Origin of the sequence: Methylococcus sp. ANG (assembly GCF_040730495.1) — a bacterium.
In the GTDB taxonomy this organism is placed as follows: Bacteria; Pseudomonadota; Gammaproteobacteria; order Methylococcales; family Methylococcaceae; genus Methylococcus.
The window spans coordinates 1,505,482-1,522,893 of the sequence record NZ_CP160399.1; the positions used below are offsets into that span (position 1 = coordinate 1,505,482).

A 17,412-nucleotide genomic window follows, 5' to 3' on the forward strand; every position below is an offset into this window, starting at 1 on the left:
AGAGTCCTATGCACCCAATTCCGCCCCCGCGTTGCGTGATGTTCGACCTTGCCGGGACCAGGATATCCGACGGCGAGCGTGAATTCCTGCGCCACCCCGCAGCCGGGGGGCTGATCCTCTTCAGCCGCAACTACGAGTCGCCGGACCAGCTGATGACGCTGGTGTCGGAGGTCCGCGGCCTGCGGCCCGACATTCTCATCGCCGTGGATCACGAGGGCGGCCGGGTCCAGCGTTTCCGCGCGGGCTTTACCCGGCTGCCGCCGGCATCCGCCTACCTGGAGGCGGACGGCGAAGCCGGGCTGGCGGCGGCCGGGACGGCTGGCTGGCTGATGGCGGCGGAGCTGCGCGCCGTGGGCGTGGACTTCAGCTTCGCGCCGGTGCTCGACGTCGACACCGGTATCAGCGCCATCATCGGCGACCGCGCCTTCGCCCGCACGCCGGATGAAGTCACCGCCGCCGCCCGCGCCTTCGCCGCCGGCATGCGTCGGGCGGGCATGGCGGCGGTGGGCAAGCATTTCCCCGGCCATGGCGGCGTGGCCGGCGATTCGCACCTCACTCTCCCTGAGGACCGGCGCGAACTCGAGGACCTGCTCGCCCGCGACCTGCTGCCCTTCTCGGCGCTGATACACGAAGACCTGGAAGGCATCATGCCGGCGCATGTGCTGTATTCCCGCATCGACCCCCAGACACCGTGCTTTTCTAATTTCTGGCTGCAGACGATCCTGCGCGAACGGATGAATTTCGACGGCGCGATCTTCTCGGACGACCTCTCCATGGCGGGCGCGGCCCCGGCCGGCGGCTACGCCAACCGCGCCCTGGCGGCGCTCGAGGCGGGCTGCGACATGCTGGTGGTCTGCAACACCCCCGACGCAACGGCAGCCATCCTGCAAGCGCTGGAACACCGCACTGCTTCCGCCGGCAGCGCCCGCCGTCTTGCCGCCATGCGCGGCCGCTTTCCGATCGACCGCGGCGAGCTGCTGGCGAGCGCCGAATGGCGCGACGCCGTCAGCCGTATCCAGTCCCTCACCGGCCCTGCCCAATGAACAGACTCGAAGAAATACGGCGGGTCGAGACGTCCGCCGAACTGCTGCATTCCGAAGCCGATGTCGAACGCGCCATCGTCCGCCTGGCCGCGGAGATCGGCGAAGCCATCGCGGACAGCAATCCGGTCGTCATGACCATCCTCACCGGCGGCATCGTGTTCGCCGGCAAACTGCTCACCCATCTCCGGTTTCCGCTGGAGCTCGACGCCATCGGCGCCACCCGCTACCGCGGCCGGACCGAAGGCGGCGAGACCCATTGGCGGCTGGAACCCGGCCTATCCCTGCAGGGCCGCACCGTGCTGCTGGTCGACGACATCCTCGACGAAGGCATCACTCTGGCCGAGGTGCGCAAACACTGCCTCGAACTGGGGGCGGAGCGCGTCCTGATCGCCGTCCTGGTCGACAAGGACCTGGGCCGGGAGAAGCCCTGCCGGGCCGATTTCGTCGGCCTCGTGACCGAAAACCGCTATTTGTTCGGCTACGGCCTGGATTACAAAGGCTATCTGCGCAACGCCGCCGGCATCTATGCCTGCACCGCCACCGAACCCCAAGGAACCTGACATGAGCCTCACCGCAATCATCGGCGGCACCGGCCTGACCCGGCTGGAGCGACTCGAGATCCTCCGCCGTGAGACCTTGACCACACCCTATGGCACCCCCTCCTCGGCCCTGACCTTCGGCCGGCTCGCCGGTCGCGATTTCGTATTCCTGGCGCGCCACGGCGACCCGCACACCATCCCGCCGCACCGGATCAACTACCGCGCCAACCTCTGGGCGCTGGAACAGGCCGGCGCCGAGTCCGTCATCGCCGCTGCCGCGGTCGGCGGCATCGGGCTCGACATGGACCCCGGCCGACTAGCCATCCCGCACCAGATCATCGACTACACCTGGGGGCGGGCCGGCACCTTCTTCGAGGACGAGTTGGACCACGTCACCCACATCGATTTCACCGCCCCCTACAGCGAAGACCTGCGCCAAAAGCTCATCGCCTCGGCCCGTGCCGCGAGCCTTTCCGTCGTCGACGGCGGCGTCTACGGCTGCACCCAGGGACCACGGCTGGAGACGGCGGCGGAGATCGCACGGATGGAACGTGACGGCTGCGACCTCGTCGGCATGACCGGCATGCCGGAAGCGGCGCTGGCACGCGAGTTGGAGCTGCCCTACGCGGCCTGCGCCATCGTGGCCAACTGGGCCGCCGGCAAGAGCGAAGGGGAGATCACCATGGCCGAGATCGAACGCCATCTCGCACGCGGCATGGCCGACTTCGTCGCGCTGCTGACCCGCTTCGCCGAATCCGCCTGACCCGGATCAGCCGCAGCCGCCGACCGCCACCTTGACCCGTTTGCGGGTCCAGTAATACCGGCCGCCGGCCTCGGCCAGCGCCACCACTTCGCTGCTCCCGTTCATCTTGATGCGGAGCGAGACCGAGGGCACCGCGCCATCCAGAAAATCGAACGACGCCGCCAGCGGCCGGGGATTGCGCGCCACCAGGAGGTGCAGCGCCGCCGTCCGGTCGAGGCGGCTCTCCAGCGTCACCGGCACGATGGCGCCGTTTTCCGCGCTGTCCGGCACGTCCAGCACGAGCGCACCGCTTGCTTCCGGCGTTCGGCCGCCGGTGATGGTGCGCAGGGCGGCATCGTAGGACGCCGATTCCGCGTCTTCCGCACGAGCTACGGCCCGAACGAACCCGAATACGGCTGCGCCGCGCAGAAGGGCGAGGAGAAAACGGCGGCGGGAAGCGGATTCGTTCATGTCGCATGAGCCTAGCTTGTCGGTGCCGCAGCTTATCGCTACCTTAAGTCCCCAGCCAAGCCCCGCCCCTTCTCCGCATGAAAATCCGCACCAAGACCGTCGACGGCATCACTACCGTCCGTTTGCTGATCACCCATCCGATGGAGACCGGGCGCCGCCGGGACGAAGCCAGCGGAGCGGTCGTGCCGGCCCATTACATCGAGGAACTGACCCTCGAGCACGAATGCAAACCGGTGGCGCGTTGCCGGCTCAGCACCGCAGTGTCCAAGGATCCGTATTTCTCCCTGCAATTCCGCGGCGGCCGGCCGGGGGACCGCATCCGGGTGAGCTGGACCGACAACCTCGGCAAGACCGAATCGCAGGAAGCCTTGATCGAGTGACTACAGCTCCCGGGTCGCGCTGAAGCGGATGTCCGGCCAGCGTTCCTCGGTGAGCGCAAGGTTCACCCGGCTGGTGGCGAGATAGACCAGATAGCCGCTGCCGTCCTCGGCCAGATTGTCGTGGACCTTGCGCTTGAATTCCTCCAGCTTTTTTGAATCGCTGCACGTCACCCAGCGCGCCGTGGTCACCGGCACCGCGTCGTAGACGCAGTCCACGTTGTATTCGGACTTGAGCCGGAACGCCGTCACGTCGAACTGCAGCACACCCACCGCGCCGAGGATCAGATCGTTGTTGCGCAGCGGTTTGAACAACTGGGTCGCCCCCTCCTCACTCAACTGCTGCAGGCCGCGCTGCAAAGCCTTGGAGCGCAGCGGATCCTTCAGCACCACGCGGCGGAACAGTTCGGGCGCGAAGTACGGAATGCCCTCGAATTTCAGGTTCTCGCCCTGGGTGAAAGTGTCGCCGACCTGGATGGTGCCGTGGTTGTGCAGGCCGATGATGTCGCCGGGATAGGCCTCCTCCACGTTCTCGCGGCTGTCGGCCTGGAAGGTGATGGCGTTGGCCACCTGCATGGCCTTGCCCGAGCGCACGTGGAACAGCCGCATGCCCTTGGTGTACTGGCCGGAACACACGCGCAGGAAGGCGATGCGGTCGCGGTGGGCCGGGTCCATGTTCGCCTGGATCTTGAACACGAAGCCGGAGAATTTTTCCTCTTCCGGCGCCACCGGGCGCTCCCGGGCCTGGCGAGCATGCGGCGGCGGCGCATACTCGGCGAAGGCGTCCAGCAGTTCGAGGATGCCGAAGTTGTTGATCGCGGAGCCGAAGAACACCGGCGTCTGGCGCCCGGCACGATAGGCCTCCAGGTCGAACTCGTGGCTCGCCCCGCGCACCAGTTCGATCTCCATGCGCAGTTCGTCAGCCATATCGCCCAAGAGTTCGTCCAGCTTCGGGCTGTTCAAGCCCTCGATGACCTCCCCCTTGACGATGCGGTCGCCGTGCGAGGCGCTGAACAAATGGATCGCGTCCTCGTACAAGTGGTAAACGCCCTTGAAACGCTTGCCCATGCCGATCGGCCAGGTGACGGGCGCGCACTGGATGTTCAGGATGCGCTCGACCTCATCGAGCAGCTCCACCGGCTCCCGGCCCTCGCGGTCCAGCTTGTTGATGAAGGTCAGGATGGGCGTGTCGCGCAGCCGGCACACCTCCATCAGTTTGATGGTCCGTTCCTCCACGCCCTTGGCGCTGTCGATCACCATGAGGGCGGAGTCCACCGCCGTCAGAGTGCGGTAGGTGTCTTCGGAGAAGTCCTCGTGGCCCGGCGTGTCGAGCAGGTTGAAGATGCGGTCGCGGTGCTCGAATTGCATCACCGAGGTCGTCACCGAGATGCCGCGCTGCTTCTCCATCTCCATCCAGTCCGAAGTCGCATGCCGCGCCGCCTTGCGGCCCTTGACCGAGCCCGCCAACTGGATCGCGCCGCCGAACAGCAGCAGCTTTTCGGTCAGCGTGGTCTTGCCGGCGTCGGGGTGGGAGATGATGGCGAAGGTTCGCCGCCGCTCGATTTCGAATTCAAGATCGGACATGGAACAGGCTTGCGGAAGGAAAACTGTTTATTGTAGGCCAAATCGCCGCGCGGACGGGCGCGACGAAACGCCGCTGGAAAAAACTCAGGCGGGGACTCGCTGCGGCGGATCGGCAAAAAACGCCCGGACCGCGTTGGGGTCTCGGGTGATGCGCATCGGCGGCAAGCTGTCCAGGAACACTTTCCCATAACTCTTGGACGTGAGCCGGGGATCGGCCAGCACCAGCACGCCGCGGTCGTCCACATCCCGGATCAGCCTCCCGGCGCCCTGCTTGAGGGTGATGACCGCGGCCGGGAGCTGGAACACGCCGAAAGGGCTGTGACCGCGCTTACGGATCGCCTCCAGCCGGGCGCTGACGACCGGGTCTCCTGGCGATGCGAATGGCAACTTGTCGATCACCACGCAGGACAGCGCCTCGCCGCGGACGTCGACGCCCTCCCAGAAGCTGGCGGTCCCGAGCAACAGGCCGTTGCCCGAGGCGCGGAAGGCCTCCAGCAGCCTGACCTTGGGCCGGGTACCCTGGACGAACAGCGGAAATTCGGTCTTGCCTTCCAGGATCGACGCCGCTTCGGCCAGGGCCTGATGGCTGGTGAACAGCAGGAAGGCCCGGCCCCGGCTCGCTTTCAACACCGGCCAGGCCGCCCGCAGCACGGCCCGGGTATATTCGCGGCCCCCCGGCTCGGGCAAGCCCGCCGGCAGGTACATGAGGCTCTGGCGGCGGTAATCGAAGGGGCTCTCCCAGCGCCGGCAATCGGCATCGGCAATGCCGAGCTGGCGCGAGAAATGCTCGAAGCGCCCGGACACGCTCAAAGTCGCCGACGTGAAGATCCAGGTCGCCTGCCGCGCCTTGCGGAAGCGCGCGAACTCGCCGGCGATGTCCAGCGGCGTCCGGCTCAGGGAAAAACCGCGCCGGTGGGTCTCGAACCAGCGCACCGATTCTTCGGTGTCTTCGGCCAGGAAAGCCTCCAGCCGCTGGATGAGCTCGTCGCAGCGCTTCCAGCAGGATTCCAGCCCTTTTCCCCGCACCGCCGCAAGCTTGAGCTGGGCGGCCAGTGCCAGCAAGGCCTCCTCCATGCGCTTGAGCCCGGCGCTCACGTCCTCCTTTCCGGCGACGGCGTGCCAGGCGTCCCGCCGCAATTCCTCGCCCAGCGCGGCGCGCATGGCCGTCAGCTCGGCCTTGAGCAGGGTCGCGGCATCGGCCAGCCCGCCCATGTCCGGCGCGTCCTTGGCCCGCTCGATCAGGGTGTCGTCCGCCAGTTCGCCGAGCTGGCGGGTGCTCAGGCTGATCCCTAAGAACTGTGTGGCGGTTTCGGCGAACTGGTGGGCCTCGTCGACGACGATGACGTCGGCCTCCGGCAACAGTTCGCCGAAACCGTCGGTCTTGACCGCCCAGTCGGCCCACAGCAGATGGTGGTTGATGACGGTGATCCGCGCCTCCTGGGCGGCCTTTCTGGCCCGCACCACATGACAGTCTTCGTAGGCCGGACAGTCTTGCCCCAAGCAGTTTTCGGCGGTCGAGGTCACCGAGCGCCACAGCGGCGAAGCCTCCGGCACATCGCTCACCTCGGCGACGTCGCCGCTGCGGGTCGTCTTCGCCCAGCGGCGGATGCGTTCGAGCTGATCGGCCTCCTCGGCGCTGAAGCCGGCGCGAAAGCCGAAATCGACGACGTTTTCCAGCCGGTAGGGACAGAGGTAATTCGACCGGCCTTTGAGCAGGGCGGTATGCACCGGCGCCGTCAGCGCCTGCCGCAGCAGGGGCAGGTCTTTCTGGAACAGCTGGTCCTGCAGGTTACGGGTGCCGGTGGACACCAGCACCCGCTTGCCGCTCAGCAGGGCCGGCACCAGATAGGCGAAGGTCTTGCCGGTGCCGGTTCCGGCCTCGGCGATCAGACAACGGCCATCGCGGATGGCCTGTTCCACCGCCCGCGCCATGCCGGATTGGGCCTCGCGCGGCCGGAAGCCCGGCAGCGCACGCGCCAGCGGGCCGTCCTCCGCAAAGGCCTCGTCGACGCCGCTCACCCTATTTTTCCGCGGCGCCCGTGAGCCGACCCGCTTCTTCGATCAGCGTCTGGCTTTTCTGGACCAGATCCGGATTGCCCTTGGCCAGCACCTTGCACTTGCGCGCCAGATCGAGCGCGAGGCGCGGCTGCTGCTGCGCCATGCGGACGGTCGCCAGACGGTACCACAACTCGGGATTGCGCGGCTGCATGCGGATGGCGCGCTCCAAGGTGGCAGCGGCGTTGTCGAGCTGACCGGAAGCCTGCGCCTTGTCGGCGTCGGACATCAGTGCGGCCACGGCGGGCGTCGGTGCCGGCTGCTTCTTCGCCCCTCCGGAGGTTCCCGGAGCCGGCTTGGCGGGCTGGACCGCCGCTTTCGGCTTGGGGCTGGGCGCCGGCGATGCCGTGGGGGCCGGACGAACGCTCGGAGCAGGCGGCCGGACCGCCTTCCGTTGGGCACATCCCGCTGAAACGGCCAGGCAGAGGGCCACCGCCACCCATCGGCAGGGCAGCGCATTGAAACGCCTTGAATTAGCGTACGAATTCATGGGAAAACCGGGTGTAGGAGAAGCCCAACGGGCCGACAATAATCCGTTCCGTAAACCTATCCGTTCCCGAACAGCGCGTAATAGTTCCGCGTCGTCCGGTCCGCCACCTCGGCCAGCGGGACGCCCCGAAGTTCGGCGATCGTGCCGGCGACATGGCGGACGTGATGGGGATAGTTCGGTTTGCCCCGCAGCGGCACCGGTGCCAGATAGGGCGAATCGGTCTCGATCAGATAGCGCTCGTCCGGCACTCGACGGGCGACGTCCTGAATGGTTTCGGCGGTGCGGAACGTGACGATTCCCGAAAAGGATATCGAGAAATTCAGATCGAGCGCGCGCCGCGCCGTGTCCCAGTCTTCGGTGAAGCAATGGAACACGCCGCCCACCTCGCTCGCCTCTTCTTCCTCGAGGATGCGCAGGGTGTCGGCGCGGGAATCGCGGGTATGGACGATCAGCGGCTTGCCGGCGAGCCTGGCGGCACGGATGTGGGTGCGGAAGCGCTCGTGCTGCCAGGCGAGGTCCCCCTCGCTGCGGAAATAATCCAGGCCGGTTTCGCCGATGGCGACGACGCGGTCGTCATCCGCCAGCTCGGCCAGACGTTCGGCGCTCGGCTCCTCGGTATCGGTTTCGTTGGGGTGCACACCGACCGAGACGGAGACGTTGGGATAGGGCTCGATGAGCCGGCGCATGGCGGGATAGTCTTCCAGATTGATCGATACGCACAGCATGCGGTCGACGCCTTCGGCACCGGCCTCCTCCATGAAGCGGGAAAAATCGCCGCCGAACGGTTTCAGGTCGAGCCGGTCGAGGTGGGCATGGGAGTCGATGAACATCGGATTGGGCGCAACAGGGCGGGTTCTGCCCGCAAAGCTTACATGGTATGGGTCGGCTGGTCCGATTCAAGGTGGCCCGACAGATAACTCTCGATCAGGGCCTTGGTGACGCCGGCGTCCTCTTCGTTGAACTGTACGCCTATGCCGGCGGAACGGAAACCGGCGGCACCCTTCGGGGTGATCCAGACGACCCGCCCCGAGATCGGGATCCGCTCCGGCTCGTCCATCAGTTGCAGCAGCATGAAGACCTCGTCACCCAAGTGGTAACCGCGAGTCGTCGGAATGAAGAGGCCGCCGTTCTTGACGGTCGGCATGTACGCGGCGTAAAGCGCATTCTTGTCCTTGATGGTCAACGCCAGGATACCCTGGCGGGCGCCCGCCTGCTCTTCGCTCAATGCCGTGCTCCCCGTGGTCTCAGCCGGCTCCAGTTTATCAGGATATCTTCCATGATCAGCTGCCGGTTGGCCTGGCCTTCCAGATTGCGGCGGGCGGCATCGACGTCGTCGAGCCGGGCGAACAGGGTGCGGAGATCCAGGCCCGCCGCCGCTTTCCGCAATCCCTGCTCCAGATCGGCATTGGCCAAGCGCAACGCTGCCGGGGTCTCACCGCTGCCGATACGGATGAGGTCCGCGATCCAGCCGCGCAACCATGTCGTGACGGTCTCGCCGTCTTCCTTGGCCCACTGCTCGGCGACCGCAAGCGGATCGGTCTCGTCCCTCAGCACGGCCAGCCAGTCATCGAAGAGCTTCCTTCTGCGCTGGGCCAGATCGCCCCCGTGCAGTTCGGCCGCGCGGACCGGTGCGCCGCCGGCCATCGCCAGCAGAGCTTCGGCCTCCTCCCCAAGCCCCTGTCCGCGCAGCCAGCGCAGCGCCTCTTCCCGCGCCGGCAGCCTCACATCCAGCCGCTGGCAGCGGCTCAGCACCGTCGCCGGCAGTTGCGTGGGGCGCTCGCTGACGAGGATGAACAGGGTCTGCGGGTCGGGCTCCTCCAGCGTCTTGAGGAGGCTGTTCGCGGCCGCCGTGTTCATGGCATGCGCCGGACGGATGACCACGACCCGGGAAGCACCGTATTGCGGCTTGAGTGAAAGCCTGTCGATCAGGCGGCGGACCAGATCGACGGTGATGCGTTTGCCGGCTTCCTCAGGTTCGATACGAAGGTAGTCCGGATGGTTGCCCGCCGCCGCCAGGCGACAGGCCGGGCAGGTACCGCACGCCCCTTCGGCCGACGGGCTGGCGCACAGCAGACGGCGGGCGAAATCGTCGGCCAGCGCTCCCTTCCCCACGCCCGCGGCGCCCGAAATCAACAAGCCCTGCGGCAACCGTCCGGCGGCCAGATACGCCGCCAGCCGGCGGCGGGCCGGCTCCAGCCAAGGATAGCGACCGACCGGATCAGACATGACCGGACAACAGCGAATCCAATTGCGAAGCGATCGCCGCCTGCACCACGGCCAGTGGCCGGGCGGCGTCGATCACCCGTATCCGACCGGGCTCGGCCTGCGCCAGCGCCAGATAGCCCTCCCGCACCCGCGCAAAAAAAGCCATATTTTCCCTTTCCAGCCGGTCCGGGCCGCTGCGCCGGTGCGCCCGCATCAAGCCGGTGTCCACCGGCGCGTCCAGCAGCAGGGTCAGATCGGGCCTCAGCCCGGCCTGAATCCAGTCCCGGAGGAAATCGATGACCGACCGGTCGATACCGCGCCCCGCGCCCTGATAGGCATAGCTGGCGTCGGTGAACCGGTCGCAGACCACCCAGGCGCCCCGGCGCAAGGCCGGCTCGACCACTTCCCGAAGGTGATGGACGCGAGCCGCGAACAGCAGCAGCAACTCGGCTTCCGGCCTCACTTCTTCCTGATGCAGGAAAATTTCCCGTACCGCTTCGCCGAAAGCGGTACCACCCGGCTCCCGGGTCGCGACGACCTCCAGCCCCCGGTCGCGCAGCCGGCTCACGATGAAATCGAGATTGGTGGTCTTGCCGACGCCCTCGCAGCCCTCCAGCGTGATGAATTTGCCCGGTGTCATGGCTGCCTGGCCTTTTGGTAAAGATCGACCGCCTGCCGGTGTTCGTCCCAGGTCCGCGAGAAGCGGTGGCCGCCGTCCCCGCGCGCGACGTAGTACAGGCTCTCGCCCGGCGCCGGGTTCAGCGCGGCCCGCAGCGAAGCCAGCCCCGGCGCGGCGATCGGCGCCGGCGGCAGGCCGCGGTGAAGATAGGTGTTGTAGGGCGTGTCCGCCTTGAGGTCTTCGCGCCGCAGATTGCCGTCGTAGCGTTCGCCCAGGCCGTAGATCACGGTCGGATCGACCTGCAGAGGCATGCCGGTACGCAGCCGCCTGACCAGCACGCCGGCCACTTCGGCTTTTTCGCCGGGCTGGGCGGTTTCTTTCTCGATGATCGAGGCCATGATGAGTGCATCGTCCGGCGTCCGGTAGGGGAGCTCCGGCGCCCGTCGCGCCCATTCCGCGGCGAGGACCTCCGCCATCCTCCTGTAGGCGCGCTTCAAAATCTCGATGTCCGGCGTGCCCTTGGTGAAGAAATAGGTATCGGGGAAAAACCGCCCTTCCGGCTCCTCGCCCGGCCTTCCCAGCATCCGCATCAGCACGGCGCCGTCGCTCTCCGCCGCGACGAGGTGCTCGAGGGCCGGCTGGGCCCGCAGGGCCGCCAGCATCTGCCGGAAGGTCCAGCCTTCGACCAGGGTCACGGCATGCTGTCGAACCTTGCCGGAAGCGAACAGCGCCAGCAGCCGGCGTCGGTCCATGTCCGGCGGAATCTCGTATTCCCCCGACTTCAGCTTGCGCGCCAAGCCTTCCTCCCACGCCAGCAGCACGAACCACCAGGGCTCGTCGATCACGCCCGCCTCCTTCAATGCGAGGGCGACGTCCTTCAGGCCCTGCCCCCGCGCGATCTCGAACACGACCGGCTCCGCGTTGGCGACCGGCCGTTCGATCGACTTGAGAAAATCGTTCACCGCAGCGATGAATACCGCTGCCGCAAGAATCAGCAACATGGCGGCGGCACGCTTCATTCGGGCAGCACACGTCGCTGACGGTCGTCCACCCGCGCACTCAGCATGCGCGTCACCTCCCCCACCGCGTAACTCCTGTCAGCCAGCCGTGCCACCGGCCAGATGCCGATGACGCAGTTGGTCAAAAAGACCTCATCGGCGGACGCCAGCTCTTCCAGCCGGACGCGCCTTTCACGCACCTCGACCCCTTGGGACCGGGCGATTTCCAGGACCAGGCGCCGCATCACGCCATTCACGCCGCAGCGGTCGATCAGGGGAGTTTCGAGCCGCCCGGCCTTCACCAGGAAAACGTTGCTCATGGTGCCCTCCACGAGGAAGCCCTCGGTGTCGCACATCAAACCTTCCTGGAACTCATCGGTCCACTCCCCCCGCCCGAGCACCTGCTCCAAGCGGTTCGTATGCTTGATCCCGGCCAGCGCCGTATTGATGCCGAGCGGCGTACGGCAGCGAGTCACGCTCACCCCGGACCGGTAATATGCCCGCGGAAACTCGGGAGCGGGATGGAGCGACACCACGCGTGTCGGCTCGCCGTCCGCCACAGGCCGGTAGCCGCGGCCTCCGATGCCTCGTGTGATCTGAATCTTGATGACCCCCTCGGCCGCTTCCGATCCAAGCAGCCGCAGGTCGGCGGCCAGCGCCTCGTCCCCTGGGTAGCGGATGCCGAGCCGGGAACAGGCGTCGGCGAGACGGCCGAGATGCCGGGACCACAGCATCGCCTTCCCGCCGCTCACGCGCAGGGTGGTGAATACGCCGTCGCCGTATTGAAACCCCCGGTCTCGCACATCGACACATTCCGAGGGGCGGCCGTTGACCAGGACTCTCATCGGCGGAATCCGGCAGAGGTGGAGCGAGGTGCGGAAGCCCGAGGAGGCTTCCGGCGCCTAAGCGAATTTCTTGAAAATCAGGGTCGCGTTGGTACCGCCGAACCCGAAGGAATTGGACATGACCACTTCGAGATCCTTTTCCCTGGCGGTGTGGGGCACATAGTCCAAATCGCATTCCGGATCGGGCGTATCCAGATTGATGGTCGGCGGCACCACGCGGTCCCGGATCGCGAGGACCGAGAAGATCGCCTCGATTCCGCCCGCCGCGCCGAGCAGATGGCCGGTCATGGACTTGGTCGAGCTGATCGCCGTCGAGTACGCATGCGGGCCGAGCACCGTTTTCATGGCACGGGTTTCCGCCAGATCGCCGGCAGGCGTCGAGGTGCCGTGGGCATTGATGTAATCGATGTCTTCCGGATTGACGCCGGCGTCACGCATCGCATGCGCCATGCAGCGCGCCGCGCCTTCGCCGTCCTCCGGCGGCTGGGTCATGTGGTGGGCGTCGCCCGACATGCCGAAGCCGACCAGCTCCGCATAGATGCGGGCGCCGCGCTTCCTGGCGTGCTCCAGTTCCTCCAGCACCACCACCCCGGCACCATCGCCCAGCACGAAGCCGTCGCGGTCCTTGTCCCAGGGCCGGCTCGCCCGCACCGGGTCGTCGTTGCGGCGCGACAGGGCACGGGCCGAGATGAACCCGCCCAATGCCGTCGGTGAACTCGCCATTTCGGCGCCGCCGGCCACCATCACGTCGGCATCGCCGTACTGAATGACCCTGGCCGCGCTGCCGATGCTGTGGGTCGCCGTCGCGCAAGCGGTGACGATCGCGTAATTCGGGCCTTTCAAGCCGTACTTGATGGACAGGTTGCCGGAAATCATGTTGATGATGTTGGCCGGCACGAAGAAGGGAGAAATCTTGCGGGGTCCGCCCTTGAGAAACACGCCATAGCCGTGCTCGATGCCCGTGATCCCGCCGATGCCGGAGCCGACGCAGACGCCGACCCGGTCGGCATTGGCCTCGGTGACTTCTAGCCCCGAGTCTTCGAACGCCTGGCTGCCCGCCGCCATGCCGTAGTGCATGAAGGTATCCATCTTCTTGGCTTCTTTTTCGGGCAGATACCGGGTGACGTCGAAGTTGCGCACGCTGCCGCCGAAACGGGTGGCGAAGTCGGACACATCGAAATGCTCGATCGGGCCGATTCCGCTGCGGCCATTCAGAATGCTATCCCAGCTTTCGGGTACATTGAGGCCCACCGGACAGACCATCCCCAATCCGGTGATGACGACGCGACGCTTGCTCACGCTGACACCTGGAGGTAAACGAAAGAAGACCCCACCGGATGACGACGTCCCGTGGGGCTGATGGAACGGTAAAGCGGATCAGGTGTGGCTCTGGATGTAATCGATCGCCTGCTGAACCGTGGTGATCTTTTCGGCGTCCTCGTCGGGAATTTCGCACTCGAATTCTTCTTCGAGCGCCATTACCAGCTCGACCGTGTCCAGAGAATCGGCGCCCAGATCGTCCACGAAGGAAGCCTCGTTCGAGATTTCGTCCTTCACGCCCAACTGTTCGGCGACGATCTTCTTTACACGTTCTGCTATATCACTCATCGTTTTTTGTCCTCAGTGTTATTCAAGTTTAGAGGTGCGGAGATTTTAGTGTGAATTCCCGCGAACACAAGCACTCTGGCATAAAAAACCATTTCATGGCATGAACATGCCGCCATTGACATGGAGGGTTTCCCCGGTGATGTAGGCCGCGTCGTCCGAGCAAAGGAATGCCACGGCCGCGGCGATTTCCTCGGACTGGCCCAGCCGCCCCAGCGGAATCGACGCCAGTAGAGCCGTCTTATGGGCCTCCGGCAGGGCGCGGGTCATATCGGTATCGATGAAGCCCGGCGCGACCGAATTCACCGTGATGCCGCGCGAGCCGATTTCCTTGGCCAGGGACTTGGTGAAGCCGATGATGCCGGCCTTGGCCGCCGCATAGTTGGTCTGCCCCGCATTGCCGGTCAACCCGACGACGGAGGTGATGTTGACGATGCGGCCGGTGCGGGCCTTCATCATGCCTTTGAGGCAGGCCTTACTCATGCGGTAGACGGACGACAGATTGGTGTCGATGATCGCATCCCAGTCCTCGTCCTTCATGCGCATCAGCAGGCCGTCACGGGTGATGCCGGCGTTGTTGACCAGGATCGTCGGGACGCCGAATTCCTCGCTGACGGCGGCCACGAACGCCTCGACCGACGCGGGATCGCTCACGTCCAGCACCCACCCGCAGCCGCTCAGACCGGCATCGCTCAGGCCGGCCCCAATCGCCGCAGCGCCCCCTTCCGAAGTCGCGGTGCCGACGACCGTGTGGCCGGTCCGTGCCAAACGGTGGGCGATGGCCCGGCCGATACCCCGGCTGGCGCCTGTGACAATGGCTATCTGGTCCGTCATCGAATCGACTCCAAGGCTTTATTCAACGAATCCTGATCCGCCACGGCGAGCGTCGCTTCGCCGCTGACGATCCGCTTGTTGAGGCCGGCCAGAACCTTGCCCGGCCCGCATTCCACGAAACGCCTCACGCCCTGGTCGCTGAGGAAGCGGATGGTTTCCGACCAGCGCACGGGATGGGAAATCTGCTGAGCCAGCACCGCCCGGATCACCTCGGGAGAGGGATGCATGGCGACGTCGACGTTGTGTACCACGCCGATCCGGTCACGGGGCGAATCGAACGGGGTTTCCGAAAGCACCGCGGCGAATTTTTCGGCGGCCGGCGCCATCAGCGCACAATGCGAGGGCACGCTGACCGGCAGCAGTACCGCCCGTTTCGCGCCCAGCGCCTTGGCCGCCGCGATCGCGCGTTCGACCGCCTGGCTCGCGCCGGCGATCACCACTTGGCCCGGCGCGTTGAAATTGGCCGGCGTCACCACCGAATCCTGCATGGACGCCTCCTTGCAAGCCGCGACGACCTGCGGATCGTCCAGGCCGAGGATCGCGGCCATGGCCCCGTCGTCGGGAGGGACCGCCTCCTGCATCAGCCTGCCGCGCAGGGCTACCAATTTCACAGCATCGGCGAAGCCGAGCGCACCGGCGGCGACCAGCGCCGAATACTCTCCCAGGCTGTGGCCCGCCATCCAGGCGGGGCGCCGCTCGGTCGCCTTGCACCAGATCCGCCAGGTCGCGACTCCCGCCGCCAGCATCGCCGGTTGGGTGTTGATGGTCTGGTTGAGTTCTTCCTCGGGGCCCTCCTGGACCAGCCGCCAGAGGTCGAATCCGAGCACTTCCGAGGCTTCGGCAAAGGTCTCGCCGACCACCGGATGCGCCGCGGCAAGGTCCGCCAGCATGCCGATGGATTGCGAGCCCTGCCCCGGAAAAAGGAAAGCGAGGCTGTTGTCGATATTGGGCATTACCAAAGGTCTTTAATAGCGCAGAAGAGCGGAGCCCCAGGCGAAGCCGCCGCCGAAGGCTTCCATCAGCACGGTCTGTCCGCGCTTGATGCGGCCGTCGCGAACGGCCTCGTCGAAAGCGAGAGGAATCGAGGCGGAAGAAGTGTTGCCCTGCTCGTCCACCGTCACGACCACGCGCTCCATGGGCAACTGGAGCTTCTTCGCGGTCGCCGCGATGATGCGGATGTTGGCCTGATGCGGCACCAGCCAGTCCACGTCGGACTTCTGGAGGCCGTTCTGCTCCAGGGTTTCATCGACGATGCGGCCGAGCGTGTTGACCGCGACTTTGAAAACCTCGCTGCCCTGCATCCGGATGGTGCGGCTTTCGTCGCTTCCCTCGCCGTTGCTGGCGGGATTGGGCAGATAGAGCAAGTCCTGGTAATGGCCGTCGGAATGGATATGGGTACTCATGATACCGGGCTCGGTGGAAGATTCGAGCACCACGGCCCCGGCGCCGTCGCCGAACAGAATGCAGGTCGAGCGGTCGTCCCAGTCCACGGATCGGGAATTGACTTCGGTGCCGACCACCAGCACGCGATTGGCATTGCCGGCGGAGATGTACTGATCGGCGATGCTCAATGCGAATATGAAGCCCGAGCACGCCGCCTGCACGTCGAACGCCGCGCAACTGCGCACGCCTAGACGCTGCTGAAGCAGGCATGCCGTGCTGGGAAAAACCCGGTCCGGCGAACTCGTCGCGAGGATGATCAGATCGAGATCGTGCGGATCGATGGCGGCCGCCTCCAGCGCCTGCCGGGAAGCGATTTCGGCCATGCTGGATGCCGTTTCGTCGGCCGCCGCGATGTGCCGGCGGCGGATGCCGGTACGCTCGACGATCCATTCGTCCGAAGTCTCGACCCGCATGGCGAGGTCGTCGTTGGTCACCACCTCACGGGGGAGGTAGCCGCCGGTGCCCGCAATGCGGGAGTAGCGGCTCACGCCAGATTCCTCGCCGCGAAGACACCCGTCACCCGCTCGCCAATGCGGTGCGGAACGGCTTTCTCCACCTCTTTCACCGCGATCGCAACGGCGTTGGCGAAGGAAAAGCGGTCCGCGTTGCCGTGACTCTTGATCACGATGCCACGCAGGCCGAGGAGGCTGGCGCCGTTGTACTGGCGCGGATCGATCCGGCGCTTGAAGGCGTTGAGTACAGGCAGGGCCACCAAGCCGGCCAGTTTGGTCAGCAAGCTGCTGGAAAACTCCCGCTTGATGAAATGGGAGATCATTTTTGCCAACCCTTCGCTGCTTTTCAGCGCGACGTTGCCGACGAAACCGTCGGTGACGACGATGTCGACGCCGCCTTTGAAAATGTCGTTGCCCTCGACGAAGCCGACGAAATTGATGTGGGCTCCATTGAGCAGTTCGGCGGCCCGCTTCACTTGTTCGTTCCCCTTGATTTCCTCTTCGCCGATGTTGAGGAGACCGACCGTGGGATGCTCGCGATCCTCCACTGCCCGGACCAGCTCATAGCCCATGACGGCGAACTGGTAAAGATGCTCGGCGGTGCAATCGACGTTGGCGCCCAGATCGAGAACGTGGGTATGTCCCGTCATGGAAGGAACGGCGGCGATGATCGCCGGGCGGTCGATGCCGGGTATGGTCTTGAGAACGAACTTGGCGATCGCCATCAGCGCGCCGGTATTCCCCGCGCTCACGCAGGCATCGGCCTCGCCCCGCTTGACCAGATCGATGGCCACCCGCATCGACGAGTCCTTCTTGTTGCGGAGCGCCTTGGACGGCTGGTCGTGCATTTCCACGACCTGGGACGCATGATGCACCTTCAGGCGTTCTCCGAACCGGATCTGGGCATCCTTGAGGTAGCTGCGCAGCACGGCTTCGTCGCCGACCAGCACGAGCCGCAGCGAGGGGTTTCGCTCCAAACTGTCCAAAGCCGCCGGCACCACGACTTTAGGTCCGTGGTCACCCCCCATCGCGTCCAAAGCGATGGTCGTCATACCGTCACCGCGCCGCATGCACCGCCATCAAGAGTCAAATAGAAGACACCGAACTGCA

Annotated in this window: 20 protein-coding genes; 4 read left to right on the plus strand and 16 right to left on the minus strand. The window is 65.9% G+C overall.

Translation table 11 applies throughout. The features are described from left to right. Positions 1-8: 8 nt before the first annotated feature. From nagZ to ABZN20_RS07135, 3 genes are read left to right on the plus strand one after another with little or no spacing between them, the layout of a single operon-like run. Positions 9-1,043 (plus strand): beta-N-acetylhexosaminidase, encoded by a 1,035-nt coding sequence (nagZ, locus tag ABZN20_RS07125; protein ID WP_367027209.1) that lies wholly within the window; start codon positions 9-11, stop codon positions 1,041-1,043. Next, positions 1,040-1,603 (plus strand): hypoxanthine-guanine phosphoribosyltransferase, encoded by a 564-nt coding sequence (locus tag ABZN20_RS07130; RefSeq protein WP_367027210.1) that lies wholly within the window; start codon positions 1,040-1,042, stop codon positions 1,601-1,603. The genes nagZ and ABZN20_RS07130 overlap by 4 nt, the downstream gene beginning before the upstream one ends. A gap of 1 nt (position 1,604) precedes the next feature. Then, complete coding sequence (locus tag ABZN20_RS07135) at positions 1,605-2,345, plus strand: S-methyl-5'-thioinosine phosphorylase (RefSeq protein WP_367027211.1); 741 nt, start codon at positions 1,605-1,607, stop codon at positions 2,343-2,345. Positions 2,346-2,351: 6 nt separating this feature from the next. On the opposite strand, the gene ABZN20_RS07140 is transcribed toward ABZN20_RS07135, so the two are convergent. Then, positions 2,352-2,795: a thiosulfate oxidation carrier protein SoxY gene (locus tag ABZN20_RS07140; protein ID WP_367027212.1), complete on the minus strand. Its 444-nt coding sequence runs from the start codon at positions 2,793-2,795 to the stop codon at positions 2,352-2,354. Between the two features lie 77 nt (positions 2,796-2,872). Here ABZN20_RS07140 and soxZ point away from each other — a divergent pair, with 77 nt between their 5' ends. Next, positions 2,873-3,175: a thiosulfate oxidation carrier complex protein SoxZ gene (soxZ, locus tag ABZN20_RS07145; RefSeq protein ID WP_367027213.1), complete on the plus strand. Its 303-nt coding sequence runs from the start codon at positions 2,873-2,875 to the stop codon at positions 3,173-3,175. On the opposite strand, the gene ABZN20_RS07150 is transcribed toward soxZ, so the two are convergent. From ABZN20_RS07150 to plsX, 15 genes are all read right to left on the minus strand, one after another. After that, positions 3,176-4,756 (minus strand): peptide chain release factor 3, encoded by a 1,581-nt coding sequence (locus ABZN20_RS07150; RefSeq protein ID WP_218807248.1) that lies wholly within the window; start codon positions 4,754-4,756, stop codon positions 3,176-3,178. Between the two features lie 84 nt (positions 4,757-4,840). After that, on the minus strand, positions 4,841-6,775 hold the full coding sequence (locus ABZN20_RS07155; protein ID WP_367027214.1) for an ATP-dependent DNA helicase: 1,935 nt from the start codon (positions 6,773-6,775) through the stop codon (positions 4,841-4,843). Between the two features lies 1 nt (position 6,776). Further along, the gene (locus tag ABZN20_RS07160; protein WP_218807250.1) at positions 6,777-7,301 is read right to left on the minus strand and encodes a tetratricopeptide repeat protein; all 525 of its coding nucleotides are present in this window, start codon (positions 7,299-7,301) and stop codon (positions 6,777-6,779) included. Between the two features lie 56 nt (positions 7,302-7,357). Then, entirely contained in the window at positions 7,358-8,131 is a 774-nt protein-coding gene (locus tag ABZN20_RS07165; RefSeq protein ID WP_367027215.1) for a TatD family hydrolase, read from the minus strand. Positions 8,132-8,169: 38 nt separating this feature from the next. Next, positions 8,170-8,526: a PilZ domain-containing protein gene (locus tag ABZN20_RS07170; protein WP_218807252.1), complete on the minus strand. Its 357-nt coding sequence runs from the start codon at positions 8,524-8,526 to the stop codon at positions 8,170-8,172. Then, positions 8,523-9,527 carry a DNA polymerase III subunit delta' gene (locus tag ABZN20_RS07175; protein WP_367027216.1) on the minus strand — a complete coding sequence of 335 codons (1,005 nt, stop codon included), beginning with the start codon at positions 9,525-9,527 and terminating at the stop codon, positions 8,523-8,525. The genes ABZN20_RS07170 and ABZN20_RS07175 overlap by 4 nt, the downstream gene beginning before the upstream one ends. Next, positions 9,520-10,146 carry a dTMP kinase gene (gene tmk, locus ABZN20_RS07180; protein WP_218807254.1) on the minus strand — a complete coding sequence of 209 codons (627 nt, stop codon included), beginning with the start codon at positions 10,144-10,146 and terminating at the stop codon, positions 9,520-9,522. The genes ABZN20_RS07175 and tmk overlap by 8 nt, the downstream gene beginning before the upstream one ends. Next, the gene (mltG, locus tag ABZN20_RS07185) at positions 10,143-11,144 is read right to left on the minus strand and encodes an endolytic transglycosylase MltG (protein WP_367027217.1); all 1,002 of its coding nucleotides are present in this window, start codon (positions 11,142-11,144) and stop codon (positions 10,143-10,145) included. The genes tmk and mltG overlap by 4 nt, the downstream gene beginning before the upstream one ends. Further along, on the minus strand, positions 11,141-11,968 hold the full coding sequence (gene pabC / locus ABZN20_RS07190; protein WP_367027218.1) for an aminodeoxychorismate lyase: 828 nt from the start codon (positions 11,966-11,968) through the stop codon (positions 11,141-11,143). Before pabC ends, mltG begins: the two co-directional genes overlap by 4 nt. 57 nt (positions 11,969-12,025) lie before the next feature. Then, positions 12,026-13,267 carry a beta-ketoacyl-ACP synthase II gene (gene fabF, locus ABZN20_RS07195; protein WP_218807257.1) on the minus strand — a complete coding sequence of 414 codons (1,242 nt, stop codon included), beginning with the start codon at positions 13,265-13,267 and terminating at the stop codon, positions 12,026-12,028. Between the two features lie 78 nt (positions 13,268-13,345). After that, positions 13,346-13,576 carry an acyl carrier protein gene (gene acpP, locus ABZN20_RS07200; RefSeq protein WP_010961245.1) on the minus strand — a complete coding sequence of 77 codons (231 nt, stop codon included), beginning with the start codon at positions 13,574-13,576 and terminating at the stop codon, positions 13,346-13,348. Between the two features lie 93 nt (positions 13,577-13,669). After that, positions 13,670-14,407 (minus strand): 3-oxoacyl-ACP reductase FabG, encoded by a 738-nt coding sequence (fabG, locus tag ABZN20_RS07205; protein ID WP_218807258.1) that lies wholly within the window; start codon positions 14,405-14,407, stop codon positions 13,670-13,672. After that, complete coding sequence (gene fabD, locus ABZN20_RS07210; protein ID WP_367027219.1) at positions 14,404-15,360, minus strand: ACP S-malonyltransferase; 957 nt, start codon at positions 15,358-15,360, stop codon at positions 14,404-14,406. Before fabD ends, fabG begins: the two co-directional genes overlap by 4 nt. A 12-nt stretch (positions 15,361-15,372) precedes the next feature. Beyond that, on the minus strand, positions 15,373-16,338 hold the full coding sequence (locus ABZN20_RS07215) for a beta-ketoacyl-ACP synthase III (RefSeq protein WP_218807260.1): 966 nt from the start codon (positions 16,336-16,338) through the stop codon (positions 15,373-15,375). Beyond that, the gene (plsX, locus tag ABZN20_RS07220) at positions 16,335-17,354 is read right to left on the minus strand and encodes a phosphate acyltransferase PlsX (protein WP_367027220.1); all 1,020 of its coding nucleotides are present in this window, start codon (positions 17,352-17,354) and stop codon (positions 16,335-16,337) included. Before plsX ends, ABZN20_RS07215 begins: the two co-directional genes overlap by 4 nt. Between the last annotated feature and the right edge of the window lie 58 nt (positions 17,355-17,412).

Coding starts and splice junctions, on each gene's coding strand:
- nagZ (WP_367027209.1), top strand. CDS start 9: ATGCACCCAATTCCGCCCCCGCGTTGCGTGATGTTCGACCTTGCCGGG.
- ABZN20_RS07130 (WP_367027210.1), top strand. CDS start 1,040: ATGAACAGACTCGAAGAAATACGGCGGGTCGAGACGTCCGCCGAACTG.
- ABZN20_RS07135 (WP_367027211.1), top strand. CDS start 1,605: ATGAGCCTCACCGCAATCATCGGCGGCACCGGCCTGACCCGGCTGGAG.
- ABZN20_RS07140 (WP_367027212.1), bottom strand. CDS start 2,795: ATGAACGAATCCGCTTCCCGCCGCCGTTTTCTCCTCGCCCTTCTGCGC.
- soxZ (WP_367027213.1), top strand. CDS start 2,873: ATGAAAATCCGCACCAAGACCGTCGACGGCATCACTACCGTCCGTTTG.
- ABZN20_RS07150 (WP_218807248.1), bottom strand. CDS start 4,756: ATGTCCGATCTTGAATTCGAAATCGAGCGGCGGCGAACCTTCGCCATC.
- ABZN20_RS07160 (WP_218807250.1), bottom strand. CDS start 7,301: ATGAATTCGTACGCTAATTCAAGGCGTTTCAATGCGCTGCCCTGCCGA.
- ABZN20_RS07165 (WP_367027215.1), bottom strand. CDS start 8,131: ATGTTCATCGACTCCCATGCCCACCTCGACCGGCTCGACCTGAAACCG.
- ABZN20_RS07175 (WP_367027216.1), bottom strand. CDS start 9,527: ATGTCTGATCCGGTCGGTCGCTATCCTTGGCTGGAGCCGGCCCGCCGC.
- tmk (WP_218807254.1), bottom strand. CDS start 10,146: ATGACACCGGGCAAATTCATCACGCTGGAGGGCTGCGAGGGCGTCGGC.
- mltG (WP_367027217.1), bottom strand. CDS start 11,144: ATGAAGCGTGCCGCCGCCATGTTGCTGATTCTTGCGGCAGCGGTATTC.
- pabC (WP_367027218.1), bottom strand. CDS start 11,968: ATGAGAGTCCTGGTCAACGGCCGCCCCTCGGAATGTGTCGATGTGCGA.
- acpP (WP_010961245.1), bottom strand. CDS start 13,576: ATGAGTGATATAGCAGAACGTGTAAAGAAGATCGTCGCCGAACAGTTG.
- fabG (WP_218807258.1), bottom strand. CDS start 14,407: ATGACGGACCAGATAGCCATTGTCACAGGCGCCAGCCGGGGTATCGGC.
- fabD (WP_367027219.1), bottom strand. CDS start 15,360: ATGCCCAATATCGACAACAGCCTCGCTTTCCTTTTTCCGGGGCAGGGC.
- plsX (WP_367027220.1), bottom strand. CDS start 17,354: ATGACGACCATCGCTTTGGACGCGATGGGGGGTGACCACGGACCTAAA.